Genomic DNA, 17,904 nt, shown 5'->3' on the forward strand with positions numbered 1-17,904 from the left:
ATGGAGAGGTTCCCGAGTGGCCAAAGGGAGCAGACTGTAAATCTGCCGCGAAAGCTTCGAAGGTTCGAATCCTTCCCTCTCCACCAGTTTTACGGCAACGGCTTTTGCGTTGTCTGGGGTTAAAGGCCGCAAGGCATGTATACGGTTGAGCTTGCCGGTTTTTGATTCTTTGATAGTCAAGCGGGTGTAGTTCAATGGTAGAACCTCAGCCTTCCAAGCTGATGGTGCGGGTTCGATTCCCGCCACCCGCTCCAGTTTAGCGTTTGCTGTGATTGTGCTCATGTAGCTCAGGGGTAGAGCACACCCTTGGTAAGGGTGAGGTCGACGGTTCAATTCCGTCCATGAGCTCCATATTATGAAAAAAGCGGGCATTGCTCGCTTTTTTTGTCTTTGTCACCGCGGCTTATGCGGTAGGCGAAGTGTAAGGGTTGTCAGATAGTGGTTTCTTGGCTATTATGGCGCCCGCTGTAGCGTAGGTGTGCCGACGCACACCATGATACAGGCCAGTGGCTCAATTGGCAGAGCAGCGGTCTCCAAAACCGCAGGTTGGGGGTTCGAGTCCCTCCTGGCCTGCCAACCTTCCCCAGGTTGGTACGTCTTTTATCCAGAATTCCAGATCGCTCGCTGCACCCTGAGGAGTCTCGTTTTTATGAAGCCTAGTTCCGTAAAACATGGCGCAGAGGTGCAACAGTCGCGTCATGACGGGCTCAAGTGGGCGGCGGTCGTGGCGCTGCTTGTCGTTGCAGTCGTCGGTAATGTCTATTTTGCTGATATCGCGTTGCTCTATCGTGTGCTGGGCGTGGTGCTTCTGTGCGCCGCGGCCGGCTTGATTGCGTTGACCACCACCAAGGGGCGCGCATTGGTAGAGCTTGCGGTAAGCGCTAAGAAAGAGATTCAGCGCGTTGTATGGCCAACTCGGCCCGAAACCATTCAGACCACCGCCATCGTGCTGGTGGCCGTACTGGTCGTCGGTCTGATGCTCTGGTTGATTGACACTCTTCTTGGCTGGGCAATGTCCGGCGTCATTGGTTAGGAGTTTGCATGTCCAAACGTTGGTACGTCGTCCACGCCTATTCCGGCTTTGAAAAGCACGTGATGCGCTCGCTCCTTGAGCGGGTGAAAATGTACGGCATGGAAGACCGCTTTGGCGAAATTCTGGTGCCGACGGAAGAAGTGGTCGAGATGCGCGACGGCAAGCGCCGTAAGAGCGAGCGCAAGTTCTACCCGGGCTACGTGCTGGTCGAAATGGAAATGGTCGACGAAACCTGGCACCTGGTGAACGAAACGCCCCGCGTGATGGGCTTTATCGGTGGAACCAAAGAGAAGCCTGCGCCGATCACCACGCGTGAAGCCGACGCTATTTTGCACCGCGTCAAAGACGGCACCGATAAGCCGCGCCCCAAGACAATGTTCGAGCCCGGTCAGTCGGTCCGCGTGACCGATGGCCCGTTTGCCGACTTCAACGGTGTCGTTGAAGAAGTGAACTACGAAAAGAGCCGCCTGCAGGTCAGCGTGCTGATCTTCGGGCGTGCTACGCCTGTGGAGCTCGAGTTCTCCCAGGTCGAGAAAGAGTAAGTAAAGAAAGAGTAAAGACAGACAAGTTGTTTCGTGCAGGGTAAGCCCCTGCTAACCCCGGGGAGCCGCAAGGCGTTATCACCCAATTGGAGTAATAAGCATGGCCAAGAAAGTACAGGCTTATATCAAACTGCAGGTCGCTGCAGGTAAAGCCAATCCGAGTCCCCCCGTGGGCCCTGCGCTGGGTCAGCACGGCGTGAACATCATGGAATTCTGTAAGGCGTTCAACGCAGAAACCCAGGACATCGAGCCGGGTCTGCCGACGCCGGTCGTGATCACGGTCTACTCTGACCGTAGTTTCACGTTCGTCACTAAAACGCCGCCGGCCGCCGTTCTGCTGAAAAAAGCAGCGGGCATCAAGTCCGGTTCCGGCGAGCCGAACAAGCAAAAAGTCGGCACCGTGACGCGCGAGCAGCTTGAAGAGATCGCCAAAACCAAAGAGCCGGACATGACCGCGTCCGATCTTGACGCCGCGGTACGCACGATCGCTGGTAGCGCTCGTAGCATGGGCCTAAACGTGGAGGGTCTCTGATCATGGCTAAACTATCCAAGCGCGCGAAGATCATTCGTGAAAAAGTAGACGCCAAAAAAGCGTACTCCCTGGAAGAAGCGGTTGCGCTTCTCTCCGAGCTTTCTACCGTGAAGTTCAAAGAGTCCGTCGACGTTGCGATCAACCTGGGTGTTGATCCGCGTAAATCCGACCAGGTCGTTCGTGGTGCCACCGTTATGCCTAACGGTACCGGTAAAGACGTGCGCGTAGCCGTCTTCACCCAGGGCGCCAACGCCGACGCCGCTAAAGAAGCCGGCGCCGACATCGTGGGTATGGATGAGCTCGCCGAGCAGGTCAAAAAAGGCGTGATGGACTTTGACGTCGTCATCGCCTCGCCGGACGCCATGCGCGTTGTCGGTCAGCTCGGTCAAATCCTTGGCCCGCGTGGCCTGATGCCGAACCCGAAAGTCGGCACCGTGACCCCGGACGTCGCCACGGCCGTTAAAAATGCCAAGGCCGGCCAGGTACGTTTCCGTACCGACAAAAACGGTATTATCCACACCACGCTGGGTAAAATCGATTTTGACGCCTCCGCGGTACAGGGCAATCTGGAAGCGCTGGTCGCCGACCTTAAGCGCCTCAAGCCGAGCACCTCCAAAGGTGTTTACTTGAAGAAAATGACACTGTCCACCACCATGGGCCCGGGTGTCACCATCGACCATTCCAGCTACGTATAAACGAAGCGGTTCGGTGGATGGCGGGCCAAGTGCCCGATGAAGCAAGAACGGTAAAGAAAGAGTTAAGCAAGAACTTTGCGGTCCTCTGCCCGGTACGCCAGGCAGAGCACCGTCAAAGACCGCAGGTGCCACCCCCGGTTTTCCGGGCTGGCTTAATCGCTTAAGAGCGCCTGCGCAGATGGTGTGGCCGCCAGTTGGTTGATGCTTTTTTGAGCGACGCTTTTCTGGTGAGCACCATCCCCAAGGCTTTTAGGGTGCATTTGACCCTAAAAGAGATGGTAACCACCGGACCTTTGAGGTCCGGCACGAAGGAGTGATCACTGTGCCACTAGCACTTGAAGGCAAGAAAGCGATTGTTGCCGAGGTGAGTGAAGCGGCCAAGGACGCACTCTCCGTCGTAGTTGCCGATTCTCGCGGCGTAACGGTTGGCAAAATGACCGACCTGCGCAAGCAAGCGCGCGAGAATGGCGTCCAGATTCGTGTTGTGCGCAACACGCTGGCACGCCGCGCCCTCGAGGGCACTCAGTGGGAGTGCCTGAACGAGAGCTTTGTTGGTCCGACTCTGTTGGCTTTCTCCACCGATCATCCGGGCGCTGCCGCTCGTTTGTTCAAGGAGTTTTCCAAAACCGAGCAGAACTTCGAAGTCAAGGCGCTGGCCTACGAAGGTGAGCTGATCCCGGCTGCCGACATTGACCGTCTGGCAACCCTCCCGACCTACGACGAGGCGATTGCCAAGTTGATGTCGGTCATGAAAGAAGCCTCTGCTGGCAAGCTGGTTCGTACTCTGGCCGCGCTGCGCGACCAGAAGCAGGAAGAAGCCGCTTAAGGCACTTCTCTGCCGGCATCCCAGGCCTTGTGGCCTGACTGCCTGAACCGAGCAATGAAACCTGAGTCTACAGACTCCCGCAAAGTTAGGAATGAAACAATGGCACTGTCCAAAGACGATATCATCAATGCTGTAGCCGACATGTCCGTAATGGAAGTCGCTGAGCTGATCGAAGCAATGGAAGAGAAGTTCGGCGTATCCGCAGCGGCAGCCGTTGTCGCGGGCCCGGGCGGCGGCGAAGCAGCTGCTGAAGAAGAGCAGACTGAATTCGACCTGGTTCTGACCTCTGCTGGTGACAAGAAAGTTAACGTCATCAAAGCCGTTCGTGAAATCACCGGTCTTGGCCTGAAAGAAGCCAAGGGTGCCGTTGACGGCGCGCCGGCCACGCTGAAAGAAGGCATGTCCAAGGACGACGCAGAAGCAGCGAAGACCAAGCTGGAAGAAGCGGGCGCATCCGTCGAGCTCAAGTAATTCTTGTGCCGGCGGCTTTACGCTTAGCGTAAGCTTCCACGGCTGGCGGCGGGCAACTCCCGCTGCCGGCCTTTTTCTGTTGTAACTGGCATCATTGGATGCATCGTGTTATGCAGAAGGGCTGCCTGAGGGCAGTAACAACAGTAAGACCGGTGTTTGGTATCGGCATTCAAGGTTTTTATACCTTAATGAGCGTCCGATAACACTGTTATCTATCAAGATTTTTGACGGCGAGCTACCGATTTAGGAGCTTGCTGTCTGCGTCTGAAACGCCCGCGGGGCAGATGACCACGCATCGGCCACCCATGGTGAACAAGCTGGGGAATACAGATGGCTTACTCATATACTGAGAAAAAACGCATCCGCAAGGATTTCGGCAAACTGCCCCAAGTGATGGATGTGCCTTACTTGCTGGCGATCCAGCTTGATTCCTACTACGACTTTCTCCAGCAGGACCGTTCGCCTGATGAGCGTCACGAGGTCGGTCTGAATGCGGCGTTTAAGTCCGTGTTTCCAATCGAGAGCTTTTCTGGCAACGCCGCACTCGAGTATGTCAGCTACCGTTTCGGCACGCCGGCATTCGATGTAAAAGAGTGCCAGCTGCGCGGTGTTACCTACTCGGCGCCGCTGCGCGTGAAGGTTCGCTTGATCATTTACGATCGCGACTCTTCCAATAAAGCCATCAAAGATATCAAAGAGCAAGAAGTCTACATGGGGGAAATCCCCCTGATGACCGAGAACGGTACCTTCGTCATCAACGGTACCGAGCGGGTAATCGTCTCCCAGCTCCACCGCTCACCCGGTGTGTTTTTCGACCACGATAAAGGCAAGAGCCACTCGTCGGGCAAGCTGCTCTATTCAGCGCGCGTGATTCCTTACCGTGGCTCCTGGCTCGACTTCGAGTTCGACCCGAAAGACAACGTGTTCGTGCGTATCGACCGTCGTCGGAAGCTGCCGGCCTCGGTACTGATGCGTGCGCTTGGCATGAGCACCGAAGAGATCCTCGACGAGTTCTTCGAGACCAGCAAGTTCCACATCGAGAAATCCGGTTTCTCCGTGGAGCTCGTTCCGTCGCGCCTGCGGGGTGACACCGCTACGTTCGACATCAAGGACGGTAACGGCGAGATCATCGTCGAAGAGGGCCGTCGGATCACCCAGAAGCATATTCGTCAGCTTGAAAAAGCCGGCCTCGAGCGTCTGGAAGTGCCGATGGAGTATCTCTATGGCAAGACTCTGGCGAAAGACCAGGTCGATGCCAAGACCGGCGAGTTGATCGTCAACTGCAACAGCGAAATCACTCCAGAAGTCCTCGAGCGTATGGCGCAGGGCGGCATTACGCACGTCGAAACGCTCTACACCAACGATCTGGACTGCGGTTCGTTCATCTCCGATACCTTGAAGCTCGACACCACCGGTTCGCAGCTCGAGGCCCTCGTTGAGATCTACCGCATGATGCGCCCCGGCGAGCCGCCTACCAAGGAAGCTGCCGAGACGCTGTTCCACAACCTGTTCTTCACCGAAGACCGTTACGATCTGTCCGGTGTCGGCCGCATGAAGTTCAACCGCCGCCTGCGTCGCGATGCCGACACCGGTGCTGGCGTACTGGACCGTACCGATATCCTCGACGTGCTGCGCGAGCTGATCAACATTCGTAACGGCTTTGGCGACGTCGACGACATCGACCACTTGGGTAACCGCCGTATTCGCTGCGTAGGCGAAATGGCCGAGAACCAGTTCCGTGTCGGTCTGGTGCGCGTCGAGCGCGCGGTCAAAGAGCGTCTTTCCATGGCGGAAAGCGAAGGCCTGATGCCTCAGGATCTGATCAACGCCAAGCCGGTCGCGGCGGCGGTGAAAGAGTTCTTTGGCTCGAGCCAGCTTTCCCAGTTCATGGACCAGAACAACCCGCTCTCCGAGGTCACGCACAAGCGTCGTGTATCCGCCCTCGGCCCGGGTGGTCTGACCCGTGAGCGTGCCGGTTTCGAAGTACGTGACGTACACGCCACGCACTACGGCCGTCTATGCCCGATCGAAACGCCGGAAGGCCCGAACATCGGCTTGATCAACTCGCTGGCGACCTACAGCCATACCAACAGCTACGGCTTCCTCGAGACACCGTACCGTAAGGTCAACTCAGGTCAGGTCACCGACGATATCGTTCACCTGTCGGCCATCGAAGAGGGCGACTTCGTTATCGCCCAGGCGTCGGCGGCGGTCAATGAAGCCGGTCAGCTTAGTGATGACCTGGTACAGGTCCGTCACCGTGGCGAAACCACCTTCATGCGTCCCGAGCAGGTGACCTTGATGGACGTTTCTCCGCGTCAGGTCGTATCGGTGGCCGCGGCCCTGATTCCGTTTTTGGAGCACGATGACGCCAACCGCGCCTTGATGGGTGCGAACATGCAGCGTCAGGCCGTTCCGACACTGCGCGCCGACAAGCCGCTCGTCGGTACCGGTATGGAGCGCTTCGTGGCGCGGGACTCCGGCGTTTGCGCCGTGGCGCGTCGTGGCGGCGTGATCGATTCCGTCGACGCACGTCGCGTCGTGGTACGGGTCAATGAAGATGAAATCATCGGCGGTGAAGCCGGCGTTGATATCTACAACCTGACCAAGTACACGCGCTCCAACCAGAACACCTGCATGAACCAGCGCCCGATCGTTCGCCCCGGCGACGACGTAGCGCGCGGCGACATTCTCGCCGACGGCCCGTCCGTGGACATGGGTGATCTGGCCTTGGGTCAGAACATGCGCATCGCGTTCATGCCCTGGAACGGCTACAACTTCGAGGACTCCATCCTGCTCTCCGAGCGGGCCGTCCAGGAAGACCGTTTCACGACGATCCACATCCAAGAGCTGACCTGTGTGTCCCGCGACACCAAGCTCGGCCCGGAAGAGATCACCTCGGACATTCCCAACGTCGGCGAATCGGCGCTTGGCAAGCTGGACGAGGCCGGCGTGGTCTACATCGGTGCCGAAGTCGGCCCGGGTGACATTCTGTGCGGTAAGGTTACGCCCAAAGGGGAAACCCAGCTGACGCCGGAGGAAAAGCTGCTACGTGCCATCTTCGGCGAGAAGGCGTCCGACGTTAAGGACACCTCGCTGCGCGCCCCGACCGGTATGAAGGGTACGGTCATCGACGTGCAGGTCTTCACCCGCGACGGCGTCGAAAAAGACTCGCGCGCACTCTCCATCGAGCAGATGCAGCTCGACGAAGTGCGTAAGGATCTTCAGGAGACCTACCGTATCGCCGAAGACGCCACCTTCGAGCGTCTCAAGCGTACCTTGGACGGCCAGGCGGTCAACGGCGGCCCGAACCTGAAAAAAGACGACGTGCTCGACGAAGCGTACCTGGAAGAGCTTCCGCGTCAGCAGTGGTTCAAGCTGCGCATGCAGGACGAGTCGTTCAACGAACTGCTGGCCCAGGCCGACGAGCAGCTCGAGAACCGCCGCAAGGAGATGGACGAGCGTTTCGAAGACAAGAAGCGCAAGCTCACTCAAGGCGACGACTTGGCGCCGGGCGTTCTGAAAATCGTCAAGGTCTACATGGCCGTGAAGCGCCGCATTCAGCCGGGCGACAAAATGGCCGGCCGTCACGGTAACAAGGGTGTTATCTCCGCGATCATGCCGGTCGAAGACATGCCGTTCGACGAGAAGGGCGAGCCGGTCGACGTGGTACTGAACCCCCTCGGTGTACCGTCGCGTATGAACGTGGGTCAGATTCTTGAAACCCACTTGGGTATGGCCGCACGCGGACTGGGTGTGAAGATCGACGCGATGCTGCGCGACGCGCGTGGCCAGCAGATTGCCGAGATTCGCGACTTCCTGGGACAGGTCTACAACACCCCGGGTACCCGTCTCGAGGACATCGACTCGCTCAGTGACGAAGAAGTCATTGCACTGGCGAAGAACCTCAAGGGCGGGGTCCCGATGGCAACGCCGGTATTCGACGGTGCCAAGGAGCACGAGATCAAGCATCTGCTGAAGCTTGCAGATATCCCGGAGTCGGGCCAGATGAAGCTGTACGACGGCCGTACCGGCGACATGTTTGACCGTCCGGTGACCGTTGGCTACATGTACATGCTGAAGCTGAACCACCTGGTCGACGACAAGATGCACGCACGTTCTACCGGCTCGTACTCGCTGGTGACCCAGCAGCCGCTGGGTGGTAAAGCGCAGTTCGGTGGCCAGCGCTTTGGTGAAATGGAAGTGTGGGCGCTGGAAGCTTACGGCGCCGCGTACACGCTACAAGAGATGCTCACCGTCAAGTCGGATGACGTCGAGGGCCGCACCAAGATGTACAAGAACATCGTGGATGGCGACCACACCATGCAGGCAGGCATGCCGGAGTCCTTCAACGTACTCGTGAAGGAAATCCGCTCGCTGGGCATCGATATCGAGTTAGAGAGCTAGGAGCTGTCCAATGAAAGATTTGGTGAAAGTACTCAAATCGCAGTCTCAGTCCGAAGAGTTCGACGCGATCAAGATAACACTTGCGTCGCCGGACATGATTCGCTCCTGGTCGTTTGGCGAGGTGAAAAAGCCTGAGACCATCAACTACCGGACGTTCAAGCCCGAGCGCGACGGGCTGTTCTGTGCCAAGATCTTTGGCCCGGTAAAGGACTACGAGTGCCTGTGCGGCAAGTACAAGCGCATGAAGCACCGCGGCATCATCTGTGAGAAGTGCGGCGTCGAAGTGACCAAGGCCGCCGTGCGCCGTGAGCGCATGGGCCACATCGAGCTGGCATCCCCGGTTGCGCACATCTGGTTTTTGAAATCCTTGCCGTCACGCATCGGCATGTTCCTGGACATGACGCTGCGCGATATCGAGCGCGTGCTGTATTTCGAATCCTTCGTCGTCATCGACCCGGGTATGACCACCCTCGAGCGTGGTCAGCTCTTGAACGACGAGCAGTACTTCGAGGCGCTCGAAGAGTTCGGCGACGACTTCGATGCCCGTATGGGCGCCGAAGCGGTGCAGGAACTCTTGAAAGACATCGATCTGGAAGAAGAGATCAACACGCTGCGCGAAGAGATTCCGCAGACCAACTCTGAAACCAAGATCAAGAAGCTTTCCAAGCGTTTGAAACTGCTGGAAGCGTTCTACCACTCCGGCAATGCGCCGGCGTGGATGGTCATGGAAGTGCTGCCCGTTCTACCGCCGGATCTACGTCCGCTGGTACCGCTGGACGGCGGCCGCTTCGCGACCTCGGATCTCAACGACCTTTATCGTCGTGTGATCAACCGTAACAACCGCCTGAAGCGTCTGCTCGATCTGAACGCGCCGGACATCATCGTGCGCAACGAGAAGCGTATGCTTCAAGAAGCGGTCGATGCGCTGCTGGACAACGGCCGCCGCGGTCGGGCGATCACGGGCTCCAACAAGCGCCCGCTAAAATCCCTGGCCGACATGATCAAGGGTAAGCAGGGTCGTTTTCGTCAGAACTTGCTGGGTAAGCGCGTCGACTACTCGGGCCGTTCGGTGATTACCGTGGGTCCGACGCTGCGCCTGCACCAGTGTGGTCTGCCGAAGAAAATGGCGCTCGAGCTGTTCAAGCCGTTCATCTACTCCAAGCTTCAATCGCTGGGCTTTGCCTCAACGATCAAGGCCGCGAAGAAGATGGTCGAGCGTGAGCTTCCGGAAGTGTGGGACATCCTGGCCGATGTCATCCGCGAACACCCGGTACTCTTGAACCGTGCCCCGACGCTTCACCGTCTGGGTATCCAGGCGTTCGAGCCGCTTCTGATCGAAGGTAAAGCGATCCAGCTGCACCCGCTGGTGTGTGCCGCCTACAACGCCGACTTCGACGGTGACCAGATGGCGGTTCACGTACCGCTGACACTGGAAGCCCAGCTCGAAGCCCGTGCGCTGATGATGGCCACCAATAACGTGCTGTCGCCGGCCAACGGCGAGCCGATCATCGTGCCGTCTCAGGACGTGGTGCTGGGTCTTTACTACATGACCCGCGAGAAGATCAACGCGAAAGGCGAGGGCATGGTGTTCTCCGGCCTCAACGAGGTCGAGCGCGCCTTCGGTACCCAAACCGTATCCCTACACGCCCGGGTCAAGGTTCGCCTCGACGAGGTCGTCGTCGACGAAGAGACCGGCGAGCGTAGCGACAAGCGCTCCATCTACGACACTACCGTCGGCCGGGCGCTTCTGTACCGCATTCTGCCCGAAGGCGTGCCTTTCGAGCTCATCGACAAGCCGATGAAGAAGAAGGCGATCTCCGGGTTGATCAACGAGGTGTACCGCCGCTCAGGGCTCAAGCCCACGGTCATCTTCGCCGACCAGCTGATGTACACCGGTTTCCGTTTGGCGACCTGGTCCGGTGCGTCCATCGGCGTCAACGACTTCGTCATCCCGGACGCCAAGACCGAGATCGTCGACGCGGCGGAAGCCGAAGTCAAAGAGATCGAAGACCAGTTCTCCTCGGGTCTTGTGACCGCGGGCGAGAAGTACAACAAGGTCATCGATATCTGGTCCAAGGCCAACGATAAGGTGGCCAAGGCGATGATGACGGGTATCTCGAAAGAGACCGTGATCGACCGTGATGGCAACGAAGTCGAGCAGGACTCGTTCAACAGCGTCTTCATCATGGCCGACTCCGGTGCCCGGGGTAGTGCGGCTCAGATTCGTCAGCTCGCCGGTATGCGGGGCCTGATGGCCAAGCCGGATGGCTCGATCATCGAAACGCCGATCGTCGCCAACTTCCGTGAAGGTCTGAACGTACTTCAGTACTTCATCTCGACCCACGGTGCGCGTAAAGGTCTGGCGGATACGGCCCTGAAAACGGCCAACTCCGGTTACCTGACGCGCCGCCTGGTCGACGTGGCCCAGGATCTGGTCATCACCGAGACCGACTGTGGCACCGAGAACGGTCTGACGCTGCACCCGATCATCGAGGGTGGCGACATCATCGTACCGCTTTCCCAGCGCGTACTCGGCCGCGTCGTGGCGCTCGACGTCATCGACCCGAGCACCGAGGAAGTGTTGATTGCGCGCAACACCCTGCTCGACGAAGCCTGGTGTGCCGCACTCGACACCATGGGTGTCGACGAGATCGTGGTGCGTTCGACGATTACCTGTGACACGGCGCACGGTGTGTGCTCGTCCTGCTACGGCCGCGATCTGGCCCGTGGACACCAGGTCAACATCGGTGAGTCCGTCGGCGTCATCGCCGCGCAGTCTATCGGTGAGCCGGGTACCCAGCTGACCATGCGTACCTTCCACATCGGTGGCGCGGCCTCGCGTTCATCTGCGGTGGACAGCGTTCAGGTCAAGCACGGCGGTAAGGTACGCCTGCACAACATCAAGCACGTCGAGCGCGCTGACGGCAAGCTGGTCGTGGTATCACGCTCCAGTGCCCTGGCCGTCGCCGACGACCACGGCCGTGAGCGCGAGTACTACAAGCTGCCTTATGGTGCCGAGCTTTCGGTACGCGACGGCGACGTCGTCGATGCCGGCGCTACCGTGGCCAAGTGGGATCCGCACACCCACCCGATCGTGGCCGAAGTAGAAGGTAAGGCGCAGTTCATCGATCTTGACGAGGGTGTCACCATGCACCGCTCCGTCGACGAAATGACCGGTCTTTCCTCTATCGAGGTGATCGAGTCTGCGGCACGCCCGATGGCCGGCCGTGACAAGCGCCCGATGGTCATGCTGCAGGACGCCGCCGGCGAGTACGTGTCGGTTTCCGGCTCCAATACGCCGGTTCAATACCTGCTGCCGGGTAACTCGATCATCTCCGCCGACGACGGCGCGAGCATCGGTGTCGGTGAGGTCGTGGCCCGTATTCCGGTCGAAGCGTCGGGTAACAAGGACATCACCGGTGGTCTGCCGCGGGTTGCTGACTTGTTCGAGGCGCGTAAGCCGAAAGAGTCCGCGATCCTTGCCGAAATCAGCGGTGTGGTGAGCTTCGGTAAAGAGACCAAGGGCAAGCGTCGTCTGACGATTACCCCGGAAACCGGCGATGCGTTCGAAGCGCTGATTCCGAAATGGCGTCAGATCGCGGTATTCGAAGGCGAGACCGTCGAGAAGGGCGAAGTCATCTCCGATGGCCCGAGCAATCCGCACGACATCCTGCGTCTTCTGGGTGTGGCGGAACTCGCCAAGTACATCACGGCCGAAGTACAGGATGTTTACCGCTTGCAGGGCGTAGGCATCAACGACAAGCACATCGAAGTAATCGTGCGTCAGATGCTGCGTAAGGTCGAGATCACCGATTCGGGTGATTCCGACTTCATCACCGGTGACCAGGCTGAGCTCGTACGCGTGCTCGAGCAGAACGAGCGCCTCGAGAAAGAGGGCAAGTTCCCGGCCAAGTGCAACCGCCTGCTGCTGGGTATCACCAAGGCGAGCCTGGCGACCGAGTCGTTCATTTCGGCGGCCTCGTTCCAGGAAACCACGCGGGTACTCACCGAAGCCGCGGTAACGGGCAAGCGCGACTACCTGCGCGGCTTGAAAGAAAACGTGGTGGTTGGGCGTCTGATTCCGGCAGGTACCGGACTGACCCACCACGCCGAGCGTCGTCGCAAGCGCGAAGACGTCGAGCGCCAGTTCAATCCCTCGGCCACCGAGGTTGAACAGGAGCTGGGTGCACAGCTAACCGCTCTCGATACTGACGACGAGCTTTAAGAAAGCCTTTGATCAGCATCGAATGGCGTTAGCCAAGTACCAGGCGGCTGGCCTTTGGGCGGCGGTCTTGCCGGCGAAAATGCCGGCAAGACTTGACGCAACCCATGGCCAGCCATTAGAATGCGCAGCCTTTAACAGTGGGGTGGGTGCGCCCGCGACCACGAAAAAGGCCAAGGCAACCATTGGAGTCAGCTAAACACCATGGCAACGATTAATCAGCTAGTGCGCAAGCCGCGCAAGCGCCCCGTCACCAAAAGTGACGTGCCCGCGCTTCAGGCTTGTCCGCAAAAGCGCGGCGTATGTACGCGCGTTTACACCACCACCCCGAAGAAGCCGAACTCGGCCCTGCGTAAGGTTTGCCGTGTGCGCCTGACCAACGGGTACGAAGTCGCTTCCTACATCGGTGGTGAAGGTCACAACCTGCAGGAACACTCGGTCGTTCTGATCCGCGGCGGTCGTGTTAAGGATTTGCCCGGTGTGCGTTATCACACCGTTCGTGGCGCCCTTGATACCTCTGGCGTTCAGAATCGTCGCCAGGGTCGTTCCAAGTACGGTACCAAGAAGCCGAAGTCCTAAGACTCGCGGTCTCTTTAATACGAATTTGCTGGTCTGATAAGAGTAAGGTCGGGCGACGCCGAAAGGCGACTATAAGCCCCGGGTTTACCTGAAGGATCCTTAAACGAGGGCTTATCATGCCTAGAAGAAGAGTTGTAGCCAAACGCGAAATACTGCCGGATCCGAAGTTCGGAAGTGAGCGTCTGGCGAAGTTCATGAACCACCTGATGACCAGCGGCAAGAAGTCCGTAGCTGAGCGCATCGTATACGGTGCGTTGGACAGGGTTGCCGAGCGTAGTAATGAAGAGCCGCTGGAAATCTTCGACAAGGCGCTGGAAGCTATTCAGCCGATGGTCGAAGTCAAGTCGCGCCGCGTAGGTGGTGCGACCTATCAGGTGCCGGTCGAAGTTCGCCCGTCACGTCGTCAGGCGCTCGCAATGCGCTGGCTGGTAGACGCTGCGCGTCGCCGCGGTGAGAAAACGATGGTTCAACGCCTGGCAGGCGAAATGCTGGATGCCGCAGAAGGCAAAGGCTCTGCAGTTAAGAAGCGTGAAGACGTGCATCGTATGGCTGAAGCCAACAAAGCCTTCTCTCACTATCGTTTCTAAGCTCGGCGCTGCCAAGTGTGGGTTTTTTATGCCCCGTTGCGCGCGCCACACACTGTGTGACGTCGCTGCAACTCTCCGCCGCTATCCGCTGATGGCGGCGGTGGCATAAAAAAAGTCGCAGCTTTATTAACGAGCATCGCCAACTAACGGGAGTTTCACCGTGGCACGCAAGACTCCACTAAAGCGTTATCGCAATATCGGTATCGTGGCCCACGTTGACGCGGGTAAAACCACGACAACCGAGCGCGTACTGTTCTACACCGGCCTCTCCCACAAAGTGGGTGAAGTGCACGACGGTGCCGCGACCATGGACTGGATGGAGCAGGAGCAGGAGCGTGGTATCACTATCACCTCAGCTGCGACGACCTGTTTCTGGCAGGGCATGAGCAAGCAGTTCGACGAGCACCGCATCAACATCATCGACACCCCCGGGCACGTTGACTTCACGATCGAAGTCGAGCGTTCCTTGCGTGTTCTCGATGGTGCGGTCGTCGTTCTGTGTGGTTCCTCCGGCGTTCAGCCGCAGACGGAAACCGTATGGCGCCAAGCCAACAAGTATGAAGTTCCGCGCATGGTCTTCGTCAACAAGATGGACCGTACCGGCGCTGACTTCTTCATGGTTCTCGATCAGCTCAAAGAGCGTTTGGGTGCCAACGCCGTGCCGATCCAGATCAACTGGGGCACGGAAGAAGACTTCAAAGGCGTCATCGATCTCATTCAGATGAAAGCGATTCTGTGGGACGAAGAAAACAAGGGCATGAACTACGACCTCGTCGATATCCCGGCCGATCTCCAGGAGACCGCCGAGAAGTATCGTGAAGAGATGGTCGAGTCTGCTGCTGAAGCCTCTGAAGAGCTGATGGACAAGTACCTCGAAGAGGGCGAGCTGTCCATCGAAGAGATCAAGGCGGGTCTGCGTGCGCGGACACTGGCCAACGAGATCGTGCTGGTTACCTGTGGTTCCGCGTTCAAGAACAAGGGCGTACAGGCGGTGCTGGACGGCGTTATCGAATACATGCCGTCACCCACCGAAGTCAAGCCGATCGAAGGTGAGCTGGACGACAAAGACGGCACCATCGAGACCCGTGAAGCCGACGATGATCAACCGTTCGCGGCGCTGGCGTTCAAAATCGCCACCGACCCCTTCGTTGGTACGTTGACCTTCATTCGCGTTTACTCGGGCGTTCTGAACTCTGGCGACGGTGTCTTCAACTCCGTTAAGTCGAAGAAAGAGCGTGTGGGCCGTATCGTACAGATGCACTCCAACTCGCGTGAAGAGATCAAGGAAGTGCGTGCCGGCGATATCGCGGCATGTATCGGCCTGAAAGACGTCACCACGGGTGACACTCTGTGCGATATCGACCACAAGATCGTGCTCGAGCGCATGGAATTCCCGGAACCGGTTATCTCGGTAGCAGTTGAGCCGAAATCCAAGCCGGACCAGGAAAAAATGGGTGTGGCACTGGGCAAGCTGGCCCAGGAAGACCCCTCTTTCCGCGTGCAGACCGACGAAGAAACCGGCCAGACCATCATTTCGGGTATGGGCGAGCTTCACCTGGACATCCTCGTTGACCGTATGCGTCGCGAGTTCAAGGTAGAAGCCAACATCGGTAAGCCGCAGGTCGCCTACCGCGAAACCATTCGCGGCAGCGTCGAGCAGGAAGGCAAGTTCGTACGCCAATCCGGTGGTCGTGGTCAGTTCGGTCACGTTTACCTGCGTATCGAGCCGCTGACTGCTGAAGAGAAAGGCGAAGGCGATGATGAAATCTTCTTCAAATTCGTCTCTGAAATCGTGGGCGGTGTGGTTCCGAAGGAGTACGTCCCTGCGGTTGAGAAGGGTGCCTACGAGCAGCTGAAAAATGGTGTCATCGCGGGCTACCCGATGATCGACGTCAAGGTTACGCTGTTCGACGGCTCCTACCACGACGTGGACTCTAACGAGACTGCGTTCAAGATTGCTTCTTCCATGGCGATCAAAGAGGGTGCCAGGAAGGCCAAGGCCGTGCTGCTGGAGCCGGTGATGAAGGTCGAGGTCGTGACCCCCGAAGACTTTATGGGTGACGTCATGGGCGACCTGAACCGTCGTCGCGGCTTGGTGCAGGGCATGGATGACTCCTCTTCCGGTAAGATCATCCGTGCAACGGTGCCGCTGGGTGAGATGTTCGGTTACGCAACCGATCTACGCTCTCAGACCCAGGGCCGTGCGAGCTACTCCATGGAGTTCGCGAAGTACGATGAGGCGCCCAACAGCGTCGTTGAAGCCGTCATCAACCAAAACGGTTAACCGTTAGCTAACGTAAAGAGGTTATAGCAGTGGCTAAGGAAAAATTTGAACGTTCCAAACCGCATATCAACGTCGGCACCATCGGTCACGTCGACCACGGTAAAACGACTCTGACAGCGGCCCTGACGCGCGTGTCTGCTGAAGTTTTCGGCGGTGACTGGCGTGAGTTCGATACCATCGATAACGCTCCTGAAGAGCGCGAGCGCGGTATCACCATCGCAACGTCTCACGTTGAGTATCAGTCCGAAGTGCGCCACTACGCGCACGTCGACTGCCCGGGACACGCCGACTACGTCAAGAACATGATCACCGGTGCGGCACAGATGGACGGCGCGATCCTGGTATGTTCCGCCGCTGACGGCCCCATGCCGCAGACCCGCGAGCACATCCTGCTGTCTCGTCAGGTTGGCGTTCCGTTCATCGTCGTGTTCCTGAACAAAGCGGACATGGTCGATGACGCAGAGCTGCTCGAATTGGTCGAAATGGAAGTTCGCGAGCTTCTAGACCAGTACGACTTCCCGGGCGACGACACGCCGATCATCACCGGTTCTGCGCTGATGGCGCTGGAAGGTAAAGACGACAACGGCATGGGTACGACCGCTGTTGCCGAGCTGATCAAAGCGCTTGACGCCTACATCCCGGAGCCGGAGCGTGCGATCGATCAGCCGTTCCTGATGCCGATCGAGGACGTATTCTCTATCTCTGGCCGTGGTACCGTTGTTACCGGTCGTGTAGAGCGTGGTCTCGTTAAAGCGGGTGAAGAAGTCGAAATCATCGGCATGAAAGACACCACCAAAACCACCGTTACCGGTGTTGAGATGTTCCGTAAGCTGCTCGACGAAGGTCGTGCAGGCGAGAACGTCGGTGCGCTTCTGCGTGGTACCAAGCGTGATGACGTCGAGCGTGGCCAGGTTCTGGCCAAGCCGGGCTCCATCAAGCCGCACACTGTCTTCGAAGCCGAAGTCTACGTACTGTCCAAAGACGAAGGCGGCCGCCACACGCCGTTCTTCAAGGGCTACCGTCCGCAGTTCTACTTCCGTACCACCGACGTAACCGGTACTTGTGAACTGCCGGAAGGCGTTGAAATGGTTATGCCGGGCGACAACATCCAGATGGTTGTTACCCTGATTGCGCCGATCGCCATGGAAGAAGGCCTGCGCTTCGCGATTCGCGAAGGCGGCCGTACCGTTGGTGCCGGCGTCGTAGCCAAGATCGTTCAGTAAGTTTTTAGCTGAATGACGAAGGGGGCTCTAAGGAGCCCCCTTTTCTGCGCATCAAGAGCAAATGTTTGACACTGTCTCTTGAGGTGCATATAATGCGCATCCTTTGAATGCGTGGGTAGACGGCTCGCGCCGTCGACATCCATTGGAGTTTAGGGCAAATGCAGAACCAAAAGATTCGCATTCGGTTGAAAGCGTTCGACCATCGCCTGATCGATCAGTCCACAGCGGAAATCGTAGAAACCGCTAAGCGTACTGGTGCTCAGGTCCGTGGGCCGATCCCGCTGCCGACCAACCGCGAGCGCTACACCATTCTGATTTCACCGCACGTCAACAAAGACGCGCGTGATCAGTATGAGATTCGTACGCACAAGCGCGTGCTCGACATCGTTGAGCCGACCGAGAAAACCGTTGATGCGCTGATGAAGCTCGACCTCGCCGCTGGCGTCGACGTGCAAATCAAGCTCGACTAATCACACTAGACACTTGCGGCCCAGCGATCATCG

At 58.2% G+C, this 17,904-nt stretch carries 13 protein-coding genes and 4 tRNA genes; all 17 read left to right on the forward strand.

What is annotated here, in order from left to right; all coding sequences use genetic code 11:
* Positions 1-2: 2 nt before the first annotated feature.
* The 17 genes from ACWFVE_RS00785 (at position 3) to rpsJ (ending at position 17,871) form a co-directional block, all read left to right on the forward strand.
* Positions 3-86 (forward strand) — tRNA-Tyr (locus ACWFVE_RS00785).
* A 94-nt stretch (positions 87-180) separates the two neighbouring features.
* Positions 181-254 (forward strand) — tRNA-Gly (locus tag ACWFVE_RS00790).
* A 22-nt stretch (positions 255-276) separates the two neighbouring features.
* Positions 277-351 (forward strand) — tRNA-Thr (locus tag ACWFVE_RS00795).
* 149 nt (positions 352-500) lie between these two features.
* A tRNA-Trp gene (locus ACWFVE_RS00800) sits at positions 501-576 on the forward strand.
* A gap of 73 nt (positions 577-649) precedes the next feature.
* Entirely contained in the window at positions 650-1,033 is a 384-nt protein-coding gene (gene secE, locus ACWFVE_RS00805) for a preprotein translocase subunit SecE (RefSeq protein WP_447527407.1), read from the forward strand.
* Positions 1,034-1,041: 8 nt separating this feature from the next.
* Positions 1,042-1,575 (forward strand): transcription termination/antitermination protein NusG, encoded by a 534-nt coding sequence (nusG, locus tag ACWFVE_RS00810; RefSeq protein WP_447527408.1) that lies wholly within the window; start codon positions 1,042-1,044, stop codon positions 1,573-1,575.
* Positions 1,576-1,675: 100 nt separating this feature from the next.
* Positions 1,676-2,107, forward strand: a complete 432-nt coding sequence (gene rplK, locus ACWFVE_RS00815) for a 50S ribosomal protein L11 (protein WP_447527409.1) — start codon at positions 1,676-1,678, stop codon at positions 2,105-2,107.
* A gap of 2 nt (positions 2,108-2,109) precedes the next feature.
* The gene (gene rplA / locus ACWFVE_RS00820) at positions 2,110-2,802 is read left to right on the forward strand and encodes a 50S ribosomal protein L1 (RefSeq protein WP_447527410.1); all 693 of its coding nucleotides are present in this window, start codon (positions 2,110-2,112) and stop codon (positions 2,800-2,802) included.
* 322 nt (positions 2,803-3,124) lie between these two features.
* Positions 3,125-3,628, forward strand: coding sequence for a 50S ribosomal protein L10 (gene rplJ, locus ACWFVE_RS00825; RefSeq protein WP_447527411.1), 504 nt, complete (start codon positions 3,125-3,127; stop codon positions 3,626-3,628).
* Positions 3,629-3,727: 99 nt separating this feature from the next.
* Positions 3,728-4,099, forward strand: coding sequence for a 50S ribosomal protein L7/L12 (rplL, locus tag ACWFVE_RS00830; RefSeq protein WP_447527412.1), 372 nt, complete (start codon positions 3,728-3,730; stop codon positions 4,097-4,099).
* Positions 4,100-4,429: 330 nt separating this feature from the next.
* Positions 4,430-8,506, forward strand: coding sequence for a DNA-directed RNA polymerase subunit beta (gene rpoB, locus ACWFVE_RS00835; protein ID WP_447527413.1), 4,077 nt, complete (start codon positions 4,430-4,432; stop codon positions 8,504-8,506).
* 10 nt (positions 8,507-8,516) lie between these two features.
* Positions 8,517-12,731 (forward strand): DNA-directed RNA polymerase subunit beta', encoded by a 4,215-nt coding sequence (gene rpoC / locus ACWFVE_RS00840; protein WP_447527414.1) that lies wholly within the window; start codon positions 8,517-8,519, stop codon positions 12,729-12,731.
* Between the two features lie 201 nt (positions 12,732-12,932).
* Positions 12,933-13,307: a 30S ribosomal protein S12 gene (gene rpsL / locus ACWFVE_RS00845; RefSeq protein ID WP_447527415.1), complete on the forward strand. Its 375-nt coding sequence runs from the start codon at positions 12,933-12,935 to the stop codon at positions 13,305-13,307.
* 116 nt (positions 13,308-13,423) lie between these two features.
* Positions 13,424-13,894, forward strand: a complete 471-nt coding sequence (gene rpsG, locus ACWFVE_RS00850; RefSeq protein ID WP_447527416.1) for a 30S ribosomal protein S7 — start codon at positions 13,424-13,426, stop codon at positions 13,892-13,894.
* A gap of 160 nt (positions 13,895-14,054) precedes the next feature.
* A complete protein-coding gene (fusA, locus tag ACWFVE_RS00855; RefSeq protein WP_447527417.1) occupies positions 14,055-16,178 on the forward strand; it encodes an elongation factor G in 2,124 nt (707 codons plus the stop codon).
* Between the two features lie 29 nt (positions 16,179-16,207).
* Positions 16,208-17,401 (forward strand): elongation factor Tu, encoded by a 1,194-nt coding sequence (gene tuf / locus ACWFVE_RS00860; RefSeq protein ID WP_447527418.1) that lies wholly within the window; start codon positions 16,208-16,210, stop codon positions 17,399-17,401.
* Between the two features lie 158 nt (positions 17,402-17,559).
* A complete protein-coding gene (rpsJ, locus tag ACWFVE_RS00865; RefSeq protein WP_009098983.1) occupies positions 17,560-17,871 on the forward strand; it encodes a 30S ribosomal protein S10 in 312 nt (103 codons plus the stop codon).
* The last annotated feature ends 33 nt before the right edge of the window (positions 17,872-17,904 follow it).

The organism is Vreelandella mediterranea (assembly GCF_970647075.1).

Bases quoted from the DNA above. Each gene is read 5' to 3' on its own strand.
- rpoC (WP_447527414.1), top strand. From the start codon at position 8,517: ATGAAAGATTTGGTGAAAGTACTCAAATCGCAGTCTCAGTCCGAAGAG.
- rpsG (WP_447527416.1), top strand. From the start codon at position 13,424: ATGCCTAGAAGAAGAGTTGTAGCCAAACGCGAAATACTGCCGGATCCG.
- secE (WP_447527407.1), top strand. From the start codon at position 650: ATGAAGCCTAGTTCCGTAAAACATGGCGCAGAGGTGCAACAGTCGCGT.
- rplK (WP_447527409.1), top strand. From the start codon at position 1,676: ATGGCCAAGAAAGTACAGGCTTATATCAAACTGCAGGTCGCTGCAGGT.
- rplA (WP_447527410.1), top strand. From the start codon at position 2,110: ATGGCTAAACTATCCAAGCGCGCGAAGATCATTCGTGAAAAAGTAGAC.
- rpsJ (WP_009098983.1), top strand. From the start codon at position 17,560: ATGCAGAACCAAAAGATTCGCATTCGGTTGAAAGCGTTCGACCATCGC.
- rplL (WP_447527412.1), top strand. From the start codon at position 3,728: ATGGCACTGTCCAAAGACGATATCATCAATGCTGTAGCCGACATGTCC.
- nusG (WP_447527408.1), top strand. From the start codon at position 1,042: ATGTCCAAACGTTGGTACGTCGTCCACGCCTATTCCGGCTTTGAAAAG.
- rpoB (WP_447527413.1), top strand. From the start codon at position 4,430: ATGGCTTACTCATATACTGAGAAAAAACGCATCCGCAAGGATTTCGGC.
- rpsL (WP_447527415.1), top strand. From the start codon at position 12,933: ATGGCAACGATTAATCAGCTAGTGCGCAAGCCGCGCAAGCGCCCCGTC.